General features: G+C 72.7%; 12 protein-coding genes. 7 read left to right on the top strand and 5 right to left on the bottom strand.

What is annotated here, in order from left to right; translation table 11 throughout:
* Positions 1–36: 36 nt before the first annotated feature.
* Entirely contained in the window at positions 37–2,169 is a 2,133-nt protein-coding gene (locus ACRX5W_RS27620) for a prolyl oligopeptidase family serine peptidase (RefSeq protein WP_436791050.1), read from the bottom strand.
* A gap of 170 nt (positions 2,170–2,339) precedes the next feature.
* Between ACRX5W_RS27620 and ACRX5W_RS27615 the strand changes: the two genes are divergently transcribed.
* The 5 genes from ACRX5W_RS27615 (at position 2,340) to ACRX5W_RS27595 (ending at position 7,743) form a co-directional block, all read left to right on the top strand.
* The gene (locus tag ACRX5W_RS27615) at positions 2,340–2,534 is read left to right on the top strand and encodes a DUF2304 domain-containing protein (protein WP_436791049.1); all 195 of its coding nucleotides are present in this window, start codon (positions 2,340–2,342) and stop codon (positions 2,532–2,534) included.
* Between the two features lie 115 nt (positions 2,535–2,649).
* Complete coding sequence (locus ACRX5W_RS27610; RefSeq protein ID WP_436791048.1) at positions 2,650–3,282, top strand: class I SAM-dependent methyltransferase; 633 nt, start codon at positions 2,650–2,652, stop codon at positions 3,280–3,282.
* A 117-nt stretch (positions 3,283–3,399) separates the two neighbouring features.
* Positions 3,400–4,302 (top strand): N-acetyl-1-D-myo-inositol-2-amino-2-deoxy-alpha-D-glucopyranoside deacetylase, encoded by a 903-nt coding sequence (gene mshB / locus ACRX5W_RS27605; protein WP_436791047.1) that lies wholly within the window; start codon positions 3,400–3,402, stop codon positions 4,300–4,302.
* Between the two features lie 149 nt (positions 4,303–4,451).
* A complete protein-coding gene (locus tag ACRX5W_RS27600) occupies positions 4,452–4,847 on the top strand; it encodes a DUF6113 family protein (RefSeq protein ID WP_436791046.1) in 396 nt (131 codons plus the stop codon).
* Between the two features lie 367 nt (positions 4,848–5,214).
* Positions 5,215–7,743, top strand: a complete 2,529-nt coding sequence (locus ACRX5W_RS27595; RefSeq protein ID WP_436791045.1) for a VanW family protein — start codon at positions 5,215–5,217, stop codon at positions 7,741–7,743.
* Positions 7,744–7,829: 86 nt separating this feature from the next.
* On the opposite strand, the gene ACRX5W_RS27590 is transcribed toward ACRX5W_RS27595, so the two are convergent.
* On the bottom strand, positions 7,830–8,561 hold the full coding sequence (locus tag ACRX5W_RS27590; protein ID WP_436791044.1) for a hypothetical protein: 732 nt from the start codon (positions 8,559–8,561) through the stop codon (positions 7,830–7,832).
* A gap of 141 nt (positions 8,562–8,702) precedes the next feature.
* Positions 8,703–9,515 carry a class I SAM-dependent methyltransferase gene (locus ACRX5W_RS27585; RefSeq protein ID WP_436791043.1) on the bottom strand — a complete coding sequence of 271 codons (813 nt, stop codon included), beginning with the start codon at positions 9,513–9,515 and terminating at the stop codon, positions 8,703–8,705.
* Positions 9,516–9,722: 207 nt separating this feature from the next.
* On the opposite strand from ACRX5W_RS27585, the gene ACRX5W_RS27580 reads away from it, so the two are divergent.
* Positions 9,723–11,429 (top strand): glycoside hydrolase family 18 protein, encoded by a 1,707-nt coding sequence (locus ACRX5W_RS27580; RefSeq protein WP_436791042.1) that lies wholly within the window; start codon positions 9,723–9,725, stop codon positions 11,427–11,429.
* A 77-nt stretch (positions 11,430–11,506) separates the two neighbouring features.
* Here the strand turns inward: ACRX5W_RS27580 and ACRX5W_RS27575 are convergent, their stop codons facing one another.
* Together ACRX5W_RS27575 and ACRX5W_RS27570 are read right to left on the bottom strand one after the other, a co-directional pair.
* A complete protein-coding gene (locus tag ACRX5W_RS27575; protein ID WP_436791041.1) occupies positions 11,507–12,364 on the bottom strand; it encodes a transglutaminase family protein in 858 nt (285 codons plus the stop codon).
* 112 nt (positions 12,365–12,476) lie between these two features.
* Positions 12,477–13,559 carry a GNAT family N-acetyltransferase gene (locus ACRX5W_RS27570; RefSeq protein ID WP_436791040.1) on the bottom strand — a complete coding sequence of 361 codons (1,083 nt, stop codon included), beginning with the start codon at positions 13,557–13,559 and terminating at the stop codon, positions 12,477–12,479.
* Positions 13,560–13,729: 170 nt separating this feature from the next.
* On the opposite strand from ACRX5W_RS27570, the gene fdxA reads away from it, so the two are divergent.
* Positions 13,730–14,050 carry a ferredoxin gene (gene fdxA / locus ACRX5W_RS27565; protein ID WP_436791039.1) on the top strand — a complete coding sequence of 107 codons (321 nt, stop codon included), beginning with the start codon at positions 13,730–13,732 and terminating at the stop codon, positions 14,048–14,050.
* Positions 14,051–14,117 lie beyond the last annotated feature (67 nt).

Below are 14,117 nucleotides of genomic sequence, written 5' to 3'. Positions count from 1 at the left end.
GGCCGGGCCACGTGTCGCGGCCCGGCCCAGGCGCGTTCAAAGCCCCAGTGAGCGTTTGAGGAAGTCGACTTGGAGCAGCAGCAGGTTCTCGGCCACCTGTTCCTGCGGCGTCATGTGCGTCACGCCCGACAGCGGCAGCACCTCGTGCGGGCGGCCCGCCGCGAGCAGCGCGGAGGACAGGCGGAGCGTGTGCGCCGCGACCACGTTGTCGTCCGCAAGGCCGTGGATGATCATCAGCGGGCGCGCGGGCTCCGCGACCGGTCCCAGATCGCCGCCGTCGACCAGGGAGTTCGCCGCATAGACGCGGTGCTCTTCCTCGGGGTGGCCGAGATAGCGCTCGGTGTAGTGCGTGTCGTAGAGCCGCCAGTCGGTGACCGGCGCCCCGGAGACCGCCGCGTGGAACACGTCCGGACGGCGGAGCACCGCGAGTGCGGCCAGGTAGCCGCCGTATGACCAGCCCCGGATGCCGACGCGCGCGAGGTCGAGGTACGGCCGGTCCGCCGCGAGCGCGTGCAACGCGGTGACCTGGTCGTCGAGCGTCACACCGGCGAAGTCGCCCGCGATCGCCTTCTCCCACGCGGGCGAATAGTGCGGCGTGCCGCGGCCGTCCGCGACGATCACCGCGAAGCCTTGGTCGGCGAACCACTGCGAGGTCAGGTGCGGGTTGCGGGCGGCGACGACGCGCTGCCCGTGCGGACCGCCGTACGGGTCCATGAGCACCGGCAGCTTCTCCCCCGAGGCGGGGTCGAAGCCGTGCGGAAGCAGCACCGCGTACGGGATGCGCGACGGGCCCGCGGTGCCCAACTCGACCTTCGCGGTCAGCACCGGTGTCTCCGCGAACGACGCGATCTCGCCGACCGGCGAACCGTTCTGAAACACCGTCACCTTCGGGCCGAAGCGGTCCGGCGACGACGACACGAGCACCGTCGTGCCGCCCGAGCGGACCGCTGTGTGCACGCCCGGCTCGGCGCTGATCCGTTCCGCGCCGTCGGCGGTCACGCGGTACACGTGCACCTCGCCGGTCTCCGGGTCGGCAGCCGCGCCGCCCGCGGACGCGGTCACCAGGACATCGGTCGCGCCGCTGTCCAGGACCGCGCGGACGTGCAGTGACGCGTCGGTGAGCACGCGGTCGTCCACCACCACGCGCCGCGCGTCGCCGGCGTCCTCGACGCGCAGCAGCCCGCCGCCGGGAGTCCACGCCGGTGCGCCCGGCACGATGTCGATCCACACCGGGTCGGTGCGCGTGTGCACCTCGGTCGTCTCGCCGGTGATCGGATTGGCCGACAGCACCCGTTCGGTGCGCTGGTCCCGCGTCGCGACCACCAGCAGCGGCGGCCCGGATGCGCTCCACGACACGTTGACGAGGTACGGGAACTCCTTGCGGTCCCAAGAGAGTTCGGTGTGCTCACCGGACACGGCGTCGATCAGCGACGCGGTCACGTCGGCGTTCGGCGTGCCGGCCGCCGGGTACGCCACCTCGTGCGGCGCGGCCGCCGGATTGGCCGGGTCCGCGATCCACCAGCGGTCCACGGGGGCGTTGTCGACGCGGGCCGCGATCAGCGCGGTGCCGTCCGGGGACCACCAGTGGCCCCGGCTCCGCTGCATCTCCTCCGCGGCGATGAACTCGGCGACACCCCAAGTGACTTCGCTGTTCTCCGGACTCGCCAGCGCACGGTCGCCGGAGCCGTCCGCACCGATCACGCGCAGTTCGCCGCCCGCGACATAGGCGATGTGCCGGCCGGTGGGCGACGGCCGAGGGTCGATGACCGGCCCGGGAGTGCCCAGCTCGGTGACGGCCCCGGACACCGGGTTGGCGACGAACAGCCGCCCGGACAGCGTGAACGCGACGGTCTTCCCGGCCGTGTCCACCGCGTAGCCGACGATGCCGGCCGAGCCCTCGCGGCTGCGCTCCCGGCGGGCCCGCTCCTCGGGCGACAGGTGCTCGGCGGCGCCCCCGAGCAGGACCGCCGGGTCGGCGACGACGCGTTCGCCGAGACGCGGCTCGTACGCCCACAGGCACGTGGCACGGTCCCCGCCGGAGCGCGACCGCAGGAAGAGGACCGTCGGACCCGCGCCGCCGCCCCCGGTGACCGTGAACGCGCGAGGAACCCCGAGAGTGAAGCGCTGCGTGCGGGCGTGCTGCCGGGGAAACGTGATCTCCGAGCTCATGGGGGCCAGCCTACGGGGGACAGGGCCTGGGGAATGGGTGTTCGGAACGTACCGCCGGTAACGCGCTGATCGAGTGATTTCGAGCCGTGTGCGTTGCGTAACTCACCGTGTCTGGAATTGTTTCGACCAACGGGTGTTCTTGTCCGTCGAAACATTGGAGGTGCGCACTCATGGCGATTTCGGTTTCCGTGGTGCTGCTTCTCGGCATCGTGACGCTGTTCCTGATCCGCAAAGCCTGCCTGCGTCCGGTACACGCCGTCGTCTGCGTCCTGCTCGGCTTCTATCTCGCCAGTACCTCGCTCGCCCCGTCGATCCACGACGCCGGCATGAGCTTCGCGGGCATCGTCAACGGCATCCACTTCTGACGCCGCGCTTCCCCGATCGCGCCCGGCACCCGGTTCCGACGCCTCGGCCCCGATGCCCGCCATCGGAGCCCGACGCGGGTGCGGGGCGCGGCAACGGCGGCCGTACCGTGGCGGTATGCCCACGAACGACCGCACCCCCGCCAACCGCTGGCTCGAAGTGACCGGCGGAACCCGCGGCCCCGCCTATGCGGCCCGCTTCCGCGAACTCGCCGCGCAAGGCCGCGACCTGCACGGCGAGGCCCGCTTCTGCGACGCCCTCCTGCCGCGCGGCGGCCGGGTCCTGGACGCCGGCTGCGGCACCGGGCGCGTCGCGATCGAGCTCGCCCGGCTCGGCCACAAGGCCGTCGGCGTCGACATCGACACCTCGATGCTCGCCGAGGCCCGCGCCGCCGCCCCCGGCCTCACCTGGGTGGCCGGCGACCTCGCGACCCTCGACCCCAAGGCCGTCGACGGTCCGGACGCCTACGATCTCGCGGTCGCGGCCGGCAACGTGATGATCTACCTGACCCCGGGCACCGAGGCGCAGGCGGTCGCGACGCTGGCCGCGTGCGTGCGCCCGCACGGAGGTCTGGTCGTCGCGGGTTTCTCCTTCGACGGCGGCGAGGGCGGTACGCCGGTCAGCGCCGAGGCGTACGAGGCGGCGTGCGAGGCTGCCGGACTGCACCGCGTCGAACGTCACGCGGGCTGGGACCGCGAGCCGTGGGACGCGGCGGCGGGCTACGGGGTCTTCGTCCACCGCCGGGACTGATCCTCCGCGCGGACCCGGGGCGGGTGACAACAGCCGCCCGGCGGCCCGTTTCGTGCCTTGCCCCAGGAGGATCCGGCGCGGCCACAGCCCGCTTCGGCGGCACGTAGGCTGGCCTTCATGACTGCGCCCGCGACCCCGCCCGCGACCCCGCTCAGCCTGCTCCTCGTCCACGCGCACCCCGACGACGAGGTCATCAACAACGGTGCGACGATGGCCCGCTACGCCGCCGAGGGCGTGCATGTGACGCTGGTGACCTGCACGCTCGGCGAGGAGGGCGAAGTCCTCGTGCCGGGGCTCGCGCATCTGGCGGCGGACCGCGAGGACCGGCTCGGGCCGCACCGGATGACCGAGATGGCCGACTCCATGAAGGCCCTCGGCATCCACGACCAGCGCTACCTCGGCGGCCCCGGCCGGTACCGCGACTCCGGGATGATGGGCACATCGCCCAACGAACGGCCCGACTCCTTCTGGCAGGCGGACGTCGACGAGGCCGCCGGGCACCTGGTGGCGATCGTGCGCGAGGTCCGGCCGCAGGTGCTCGTGGCGTACGACGAGATCGGGGGCTACGGGCACCCCGACCACATCCAGGCCCACCGGGTCGCGATGCGGGCCGCCGAACTGGCCGCGGATCCGGCGTACGGCGAGGGCGAGCCGTGGGAGATCGCGAAGATCTACTGGAACGCCATGCCGCGTTCCGTCGTCGCCGCGGGGTTCGAGCAGATGAAGGCCGACGGCAAGGAACTGCCGTTCGACTTCGTCGACGTCGACGACCTGCCGTTCGTCGTCGACGACGCGGTGGTCACGACGGCGGTCGAAGCCGGCGAGTGGTTCGACGCCAAGGTGGCGGCGCTGCACGCGTACCCGACTCAGATCTCCACGGACGACGCCTTCTTCGCGCTGTCGAACAACATCGGCCAGTCGATCATGAGCGTCGAGCACTACCGGCTCGTCAAGGGCGAGCGCGGCCCGGCCGGCGCGGACGGGCGCGAAGACGACCTGTTCGCCGGGGTGCGCGGATGAGCGGCGGCGCGGGCGGCACGAAGCGCGGCCCGGGCGGCGGCGGTGCCTCCCGGGCGGCCGGCGTCGGCAGGCCGCCGCCGGGTGCCGGGACGGGTTCCGGGGCGGGGGGCGGGCGTGACGGGGCCGACACGCCCGACTATGGTGCTTCGGTGCTGTACAAAGCCGGCCGGATCGCGGCCTACGTCGCCTGGTTCGTGCTCGGTTGCGCGGCGGGTTGGCTCGGTGCGTTCGCGCAGGGGGCGTACCGGCCGGGCGGCCTCATCGTGGCGCTGGCCGGCGCGGGCGGTCTGTTCGTCGCCGGCGGACTGCTGATGAAGGCGAGACCGGGCGCCGCGGTGCCCGCCGCAGGGTGGCTGATCACGGTGTTCTACATCGCGGCGGCCCCCCGGGCCGAGGGCGACTGGGTGTTCACAGGCGGCATCACGTCTTATCTGTTCCTGCTGGGAGGATCCATCGTGGGCGCGATGATCGCGATGCAGCCGTGGGGCGGCAGCGCTCATCCGCTACTTCTTTCGGGTGAACGCCTGCCCGGGAACGGCAACTAGAAGTACCGTCCGCCCATGCTCCTGGTACGACGGCGGGGCGCCAACCGCCTGGCGCGCGAACGTAACTTCCAGCGCGCCGCATTCGTTGCTCCGCCTGTAGCGGCCAAGAGTTTTTGTCCATTCTGGACCGGGCCGGCCCTTCCCGATGTGGCCCGGCCACGGACAGGAGAAGCCTCCCGGGTTCCTCCGGGGGGAGGAGTCACGACCTCACGGCCCTCGTACGGCCGTGGAAGTACGCGGTTCCGTCCCGCTACGACGTGCCGCACACGATCACCAATCGGTCGGTCGCGGGCGTCGTCAGACGCAACCGGTCGACGGTGGCCGCCTTCCGGGGCGGTCGATATTCGCAACGGAGAGTTCGTTCGTCGTGAGCAACGACCAGCCCACCACGCCTTCCGGCGCGCCTGAGGAGCCGCACCCTTACTTCAGCCGTCCGCCGCGGCATCCGGGGCCACCGCCGCATCCGCAGCCCCAAGACGCGGGTGTGCCGCAGCCCGGCCCGCAGGTGCCGCAGTATCCGGACCAGGGCGGCTACGGGACCGGACCGGTCCCTGGCCACCCGGGGCCCGACACGGGCGGATACGCCGCCCCGGCCGCGCCGCAGAACCCGGCGGCCGGCGCCGCGATGCAGGACGGGTCGGAGGACCGCACGGCCGCCGGACTGCCGAGGCGGGCCGGGCGCCGCAGTCTGATCGGCGCGTTCGGTGCGCCGTCCGCCGCGGCGCAGACGCCGCAGCCCCAGGCGCCCCAGGCGCCCGCGGCGGGAGACAGTGCGGGCGCGGGTCCGGGTGCCGGGGCCGCGGCGGTCACGCCGGACGGCAGCGGCGCGGAGCCGTCGATGACCACGCGGGTCAGCATCAAGATCCCCGGGTCGCGTCCGATCCCTCCGGTCGTGCTGCGCGGACAGGCGCGGCTCGCCCGCGACGAAGAGAGCGACGAGCAGGGATCCCCCGACGGTGCGGGCGGTGGGTCGCAGGCGTGGGACGACTTCGACGAGCACGGGTTCGCGAGTGAGCCCCCGTACGGCGGTGGCCCGGGGGAGCCTCCCGGACCCGCCGCGCGCCGCGAGCCCGACGACAGCCAGCCGCCGCGGCCGTCCGGCAAGCGCCGGCGGCGCCTGGCGATCATCGCGAGCGCGGCGGTGTTCGCCCTGGTCGGTGGGATTTACGGCGGCTCGCTGGCGTACGCGGGCGGCGGTGTGCCGCGCGGGACCTCGGTGCTGGGCGTCGACATCGGCGGCCGGTCGAAGTCGGAGGCCGTCCGCACACTGGAGACCGTGCTCGCCGAGCGCGCGTACAAGGACTTCAAGGTCAAGCTCGGTGACAAGGAGCTGATTCTCGACCCGCCCAACGCCGGACTCATCCTCGACGCGCGCGCGACCGTCGACCGCGCCGCCGAGAAGAGCCTGAATCCGCTGGACTCCATCCCGGCCATGTTCGGCGAGAAGCGCGAGGTCGAGCCGCGCACGATCGAGGACCCGGCCAAGCTCGCCGCGGCGCTCGAACAGCTCGCCGCCGACGCGGGGGAGCACCAGCGCGAGGGCGGTGTGTCGTTCGCGGGCGGTACGGCGACGGCCATAACTCCCCAGGCGGTTCAGGTGCTCGACACCCAGGCGGCGGTCGCCGTGGTCCGTGACGCGTTCCTCGACCCGAACCGGAGCGGGCCGGTCGTGCTGCCGACCAAGCTGTCGACGCCGCGCGTGTCGCAGGAGGAAGTCGACCGCGCGATGCGGGAGTTCGCGATCCCGGCGATGTCCGGGCCGGTCACGCTCAAGGCCGGCAAGGCCAGCCTCAAGATGACGCCCGCGACCCTCGCGAAGTACCTCACGATGGAGCCGGACGCCAACGGCCGCCTCCAGCCGAAGATCGACACGGCCGGGCTCCAGAAGGAACTGGGCGACACGTTCTCCGCGGTCGGCGAGAAGCCGGTGGACGCGACCTTCAAGGTGGACGCGGGCAAGGTCTCGGTCGTGCCGCACAAGCCGGGCCAGGGCGTGTCCGGGGACACCGCGGCCAAGGCGCTCCTCGACGTGCTTCCCAAGACCAGCGGTCGCACCGTGCAGGTGACGCTCGGGCCCGTCGAGCCGGAGTTCACCACCGCGAAGGCCGAGGCGCTGGGCATCACCGAGGTGATGTCGACGTACACGACCGAATACCCGTACGCCGCCTACCGCCTCACCAACATCCACCGTGCGGCCGACCTCATCGACGGCGGCGTGGTCATGCCGGGCGAGACGTGGTCGCTCAACAAGACCGTCGGCGAACGCACCGCGGAGAACGGCTTCGCCAAGGGCACGATCATCAACAACGGCCGCTTCGAGACGGACTACGGAGGCGGCGTCTCGCAGGTCGCGACCACGATGTTCAACGCGGTGTTCTTCGGCGGTCTCAAGGACGTCATGCACAAGCCGCACAGCTTCTGGATCGAGCGCTACCCGGCGGGACGCGAGGCGACGGTCGCGTGGCCGTCCCTCGACCTGAAGTGGCAGAACGACTCGGGCAAGCCGGTCTACATCGACACCTCGTACACCGACTCGTCCATCACCGTGACGCTGCTGGGCACCAAGAAGTACGACGAGATCAAGTCGGCAAGCTCGGCGAAGTACGCGACGATCGCGCCGAAGAAGGTGAACGACACGCGCGAGGGCTGCGTCCCGCAGGAGGCCTCGGAAGGCTTCAAGATCGACGTGACGCGCATCTTCGTCGACAACGGCAAGGAAGTCCGCCGCGAGCAGTTCCACACCAAGTACGACCCCGCCGACGAGATCATCTGCGCCCCGGCGGCGCCCCCGGCCCCGGGTGGCGCGTCCGCCCCGCCGAGCGGATCTGCTCCGACCGGCAGCGCGTCGGGTGCTCCGTCGCCCAGGGCCTCGTCGACTCGGGACGGGGAGGAGTAACCGGCCCGATCAGTCGGTGAAGCCCCGCGGCGCCCGGACCGGTTCCGGGTACCGCGGGGCTTTTGCCTGTGCAGTGGCGGGCCCGGTCAGCGGCCGATGTCGCGGGCGAGGTCCAGGCCGAAGGTTCGGTCCAGGTGGATGAGGGCTTCGAAGCGGGCGCCTGGTGGGATGCCGGGGTCGGTGCGCAGGGCGTCGGTCAGGTTCAGGGCGCGGAGGGTGCCCAGGTTGTCGTCCACCGCGGCGTGTACTTCGGCGATGCGGCCGGCGGGCGGGGCGGCGGATGGGCTTTCGGCGAAGTGCGCCACGTCGGTGCGGAGTTCACCGAGGTGATCAGTCGTACGGGCGAGGTCGTCCTCGGACAGCGGCATGCTGTCGGGGGATTCGCGGGCCAGCAGTGCGAGCCGCAGTGCCAAGGGGTCGGCGGCCTGCCAGGCGGCGGCTTCAGGGGTCTGCGGGCCGGGATCCGCGGGGACGACGAGGAGCACGCGCGGCGGGGGAGCGATGTGGTCCGGGGCGGGGGTGACGTGGATGTCGGGGGACGGGTCGTCCGGGCCGGAAGTCCCTTGCGCGGGATGAATGTTGAAGCGCATCGGGTCGGTGTGCCACGTTGCTTTCGAGGTTGCGGCGAGCCCGGCCGCCGTGCAGTCGTGCCGGGTCACCTGCACGACGAGGTGATGGCGCTCCGCCGCGCGTCGAATGACGTCGGCGGTGAGCGCGGCGCGGAGTGATCCGGGGCAGTAGGCCACCCGCAGCCGCCTGGTGCCGGGTGGGGCGGCGGGCTGCGGGTGGCCGGTCCGGGCGTCGGTCAGGTGCAGCATGAAGGGCACGCTACTCCGCCGAGCTCGGGCTCCGGCGGCGGTAAGCCGTCCGCTGCCTGCACGTACCGGCGCTGTGGGACGCTTGAGTTGGGTTGCGAGGCGGCTGTGGGCGTCGGGAAACGCACGGGCCGGGCGCGCGGGTCACGGCACGTCGCGGGCGGGTCGAACGCGTACGGCGGCGAACCGCAGCCGCACGTAGTCCGCGACCCAGATCCCGTCGGCGCCCACCATCCGGTCGCGTACGACGTCGTCCACGCGGGCCAGCAGCGGCTCGTGCACGTCGGCCGGGAACGCCGCCAGGACCGTCGGGCCGAACATGCGCCACCAGTCGGCGGCCGTGTCGCCGGGGGCCAGGGCGGTGGGGCGGGCGAAGCAGGCGGTGGTGGCGACCTCGAAGCCCGCGTTTTCCAGCCGTGTGGCGTACTCCGCGGTCGACGGGAAATACCACGGCAGTTCGATCGGCACCTCGGGAGCCAGTTCGCCGCCCGCGACGCGCAGCCCTTCGATCAGTGCGGCCACGTTGCCGCTCGCACCGAACTCCGCGACGAAGCGTCCGCCGGGGGCCAGGGCGGCGTGCACGCGCGCCAGGACCTCGTCGGGGCGCCGCATCCAGTGCAGTGCGGCGTTCGAGAACACGGCGTCGAACGGCTCGTCGACCGTGAACGCGTGCCCGTCGGCAACCGCGAACGTCGGTGTGCCGGGCGCGTCGCCGTACTTGTCGACCGCCGTGCGGATCATGTCCGGGTCACCGTCGATGCCGTGCACGGTCACGCCGCTCGCGGCGATCCGGGCGGCCAGGTCGCCGGTGCCGCAGCCCAGGTCCAGGATGCGTTCGCCGGGCCGGGCATCCAGCAGATCGACCACGCCCCGGCCGTGCGCCGAGACGTAGGAGAAGTTGTTGTCGTACTGCATTGAATTCCAGCTCATACGTTGCAGGATAAGGGTCGTGGTCATATTTTGAGACTACTTTCTTGCATAGTGAGACATTGGATCTTGGGATGGCCGGGAACCGACCCGGCATACCAGGCGTTCCGGTTACGGGTCGCACACGAGCGAGTAGAGTCCTTGCGCCACGGACGGCGACCCAGACGACCGACGGACACCGGCCGGGGCTTCGGGACCGAACCCCCCGGATCTGTGCAGCACTTCGGAGGCAGGGCCATGGGGCTGCGCCGCGCGACCGCGCCGAGGAGACAGCCGACGCCGGGCCGGCGTCTCCGGGATCTCCTGCGCGGGCGTGTGCGCTGGGCGGTCACTGCGATCGTCCTCGCGGCGATGCCGGCGGTGCTCGTGGTCGTGCTCGCGGACGACGGCGAACCGACGCGCCTGACCGCCGAGTACGTGCGTACCGGCAGTTGGGACACCGGTTTCAGCGCGCAATACATCGTGCGCAACGCCGGCGACGAGACCGCGCACGGTTGGACCCTGAGATTCCGGCTGCCCGAAGGCGGCGAGATCACGTCGCTGTGGAACGGGCGCTCCAGCCGCGACGGCAGCCATTACACGATCCGCGACCAGGACTGGAACCGCGATCTTCGGCCGGGCGAAAGCGCGGTCGTCGGCTTCGAGGTCCGGCGCGTCGACCCCGCCGCCATGACGTCGACCGCGCAACCCGTCGAGTGCACCATCAACGGCCGTGCCTGCGAGGTCGTCGGCGCGGTCGGGGCCACCGGCGACCACGCGGCCGCCGCCGGGCCGCCGACCGAGGCAACCGGCACCCCGCCGGGCGCCACCCCCGGCCAAGGCCCGCGATCCGCGGCGCCCCCGGCGCCCGGCCCCGCCCGTACGACCCCGCCCGCCGGCGCCCCGCAGCCCGGCGCCGGAGCTTCGACGCCCGGCCCGGGCACCGGCCCGACAGGCGCTCCCGCGACCGGGGCACCGGTTGTGACGACACCCGTGCGCCCGTACGTCGACCTCGCCGCACCCGGCTCCTACGACCTCGCCGCCGCGATCCGCACGACCGGAGTCACCGACTGGATCCTCGCGTTCGTTGTCGACGGCGGCGATTGTCGGCCCACGTGGGGCGGCGGCATCCGCCTCGACGACCCGACCGTGGCGCAGCGTTTCGCCGAGCTCAAGGCACTGGGCGGCAAGGCCGCGATCTCGTTCGGCGGCGCGGCCGGCACCGATCTCGCAGCGAGTTGCGCGTCGCCGGAGGCTCTGGCCGCCGCGTACCGGCAAGTCGTGGACCAGTACCAGGTCAGCCGGATCGACCTCGACGTGGAAGGCCGTTCGCTCGGCCGCCCGGACATCGTCGAACGCCGCAACCAGGCCCTGCTGTTGCTCGCCGACGGCATCAGCCGCGACGGCGGCGCACTTGAAGTGACCTACAGCCTCCCCGTGTTGCCGACCGGCCTCGGCGACGACGCCATGGCCCTGCTGCGCGACGCGGCGAAACGCGGCGTCCACGTCGACACCGTGAACGTGCTCGCCCGCGACTACGGGCCCGCCAACGCCCCCGACCCGGCCGGTCGCATGGGCCGGTACGCCACCGACGCGGCGCGCGCGGTGCACGGGCAACTCCGCCAACTGTGGCCCGCACTGACGGAAGCCCAGGCGTGGCAGAAGCTCTCGGTCACGCCGATGATCGGGGTGGACGACGTGCCCGGCGAGGTCTTCACGCTCGACGACGCACGGGAATTGGCGCGCTTCGCGAACGAGCGGCACCTGGGTCGGCTCTCATGGTGGTCCGCGGCCCGCGACCGGCCGTGTCCGACGCCCGGCGCCACGGCCGCCGACCCGGGGTGCAGCGGAGTCCTCCAGGATCCGTACGCGTTCCTCCAAGCCTTCGTCCAGGGCTCCAGGGAACCGGCGGCGACCCAGCCGCCGCCCAGCCGTACGACGGAAAGCCCCCACGGGGAGCGGTGACGCCCGACGGCGGCGCCGCGCCGGTGACGGGGCGGTTTCCGGGGGCCGAGGGATGCCTGCCGTGTGTGCCCGGTGCGTCAGTTCAGACGCGAGCGGGCCTCCCGCGCCTCGCGCCGTACCGTCTCGGCGAGTTCGCCGTCGATCGCGCCGACCAGATCCGCGAACTCCTCCAACTCCGCGGCGCCGCCCGCAAAGTCGCCCGTCAGCACGAGCAGCGTGCCGCGCTCGCGGCGCAGCACCGCCGGGTGCCGCGGCAGCAGCAGCGACAGTTCGACCGCCCACAACCGCGTCCAGGCCCGCTCCGGCGCCTGATGCGGGTTCTGCGCCCAGGCCCGGATGTTGTTGAGGATCCGCAGCAGCACGGCCGTCGGCTGCGCGGGCAGCAGCAGATGCGGGTCGTCCGGCGAACCGCCCGCTCCCAGCGCGATGGTGCGGGCGTCGTCGACGGTCAGCAGGCGACCACCCTGGAACGGGTCCGCGAGCACGAAGTCACCGTCGGGATCGCCGATCCCGACCACGAAGTGCCCCGGCAACGCGACGCCGTACACGTGGATGCCGGCACGGCGCCCGACCTCCATCCACACCACCGACAACAGGATCGGCAGCCCGCGCCGCCGCCGCAGCACGTGGTGCAGCAACGACGAACGCAGGTCCGCGTAGTCCGCCTGGGCGCCGCCGAAACCCGCCCGCGCCCCGAGCACCAGCGCGAGGACCGCCGCCGCCTGCGCCGGGTCGGTCTCCTCCGCCGGCTCGGTCAACTTCGCCGCGACCGCGTGCGCCAGCCGGTCGAGTTCGGCCCGGCCGATCCCGGTGTCCACCTCCCGATCCTCCTCGGCGCCCATCAGCAGGCACGCCTCGGCGAGGTCGACGGGCTCGGTACGGACCACTTCGGCGAACCGCGCGCGCCGCGCGGATACATCACTCGGGTCGTTCAACCTCACGGCTCCCTGAGACTTGTGGTGTCCGGCTGCGATGGGCGGCGCGAGGCCGCGACCGGTCGGTCCGGAGAGGGCTCTGCCGGGCTCCCGCCGCCGGTCCGCACCCGCTTCACGCCCTCCTGCGATACCGGTACCGGTGGTGTTCGGTGAAGCCCAGCCCCGCGTAGAGCCGCAGTGCGTCGGCGTTGTCGGCCTCGACCCCGAGCAGCGCCGTCGTCGCGCCCGCGCGCAGCGCGTGCTCGGTCAGCGCGGCCATCACCACCCGCGCGAAACCCCGGCCCCGGTACGCCGGATCGGTCTCCACCGCGGTGAAGCTCGCCACCCGCAGGCCGGTGCCGCGCGGCCCGGTCGTCGCGCCGAGATCGACGCTGACGCGGCCGATCGCGACCGGAACCTCCAGGCCGGGCGCACGCACGGCCGCGAACGCGTGGCGCACAGCGCCACCCGCCTCACCGTCCGCCCCGCCGAAGCCGCCGACGCCGCCGAGCACCGCCCGCGCGGCTGCGGCCGTCGGCCCCGGGACGGTGCCTGCGGCGAGCGCCCGGTTGTAGCGCGCCAGCCAGCCGGCATCCGGCTGGTCCGTTCCCTCTGCGACCTCCACGGCGAACTCCGCAAGCTCCGGAAGCGGTCCGACCCGGTCGCGGACCGCCGCCAGCCGGGCGGTCTGCACGACGGTCAGCGCCTCCTCCGCCCACCCCGCAGCGGCCAGGAACACGTCGGTGCCCGAGCCGACGGGCACTTGGAAGTACGCCGGCAACTCCCGTGCCGCATACCACTCTTCCGCCGTCGCAACGGCCTCGTCCGGCGGCATCCCCGGGTCGCCCAGCGGCAGCACGGAATTCGCCCGCCGGGTGAAACCCGCCGCCGCGCGCAGACGCCACCCGCCGAGCTGCGCGTACTCCGTCGCCGGCCACGCGCGGTCCGAAGCCGCCTGCAGAACCTCGACCGGCAGCGCCGACGGCCCGCGCACCGGAACCGGCGGCACGACCTTCCCCGCGACCAGGCTGCGCTCCGCCACGCGCGCGACCGAGCCGTCCTTTCGGGTGATCGTGAGGACGCCATCCGCCCAGGACGTGAGCTCGCCGACGACGTCGCCGTACTCGGTCCGGCCCGTCCCAGGCGTGCCGTTCGGCGCGAGGGTGCGGCGAACCGACACCCTTTTGCCGACGTCCTCCGGTGTGATCCGGTTCACCTGGTGTGCTCCCTGATCGCTGCTGAAAAGAGACCTTGGTCTCTGCTGATATGGGGCCGCTAGGAGTTAGCCCCGGACCACCGCGATACTAGTGACGGGCATCGACGTTGCCGCGCTCCCGCGCACCCGTAACGACCAAAGGCGGATCCCGCCATGAGGAGGAATCCCACGTGACGTACGTCATCGCGCAGCCCTGCGTCGACGTGAAGGACAAGGCTTGCATCGAGGAGTGCCCCGTCGACTGCATCTACGAGGGCGAGCGTGCGCTGTACATCCACCCCGACGAGTGTGTGGACTGCGGCGCGTGTGAGCCTGTGTGCCCCGTTGAGGCGATCTTCTACGAGGACGACGTGCCCGAGCAGTGGAAGGACTACTACAAGGCGAACGTCGAGTTCTTCGACGACCTCGGCTCTCCCGGTGGTGCCTCCAAGCTCGGCCTGATCGAGAAGGACCACGCGTTGATCGCCGCCCTGCCCCCGCAGGGCGAATGACCGGCGTGAACGCAACGCACGGCGGCGCCGCGCCGCCCACTCCCGACCGGGGGTGGGCGGCGCGGCG

The sequence above is a fragment of the Yinghuangia sp. YIM S10712 genome (assembly GCF_051388935.1).
In the GTDB taxonomy this organism is placed as follows: Bacteria; Actinomycetota; Actinomycetes; order Streptomycetales; family Streptomycetaceae; genus Yinghuangia.
Note: the sequence above shows the minus strand (reverse complement) of the source record. Positions and strands in the feature narration are given on the sequence as shown.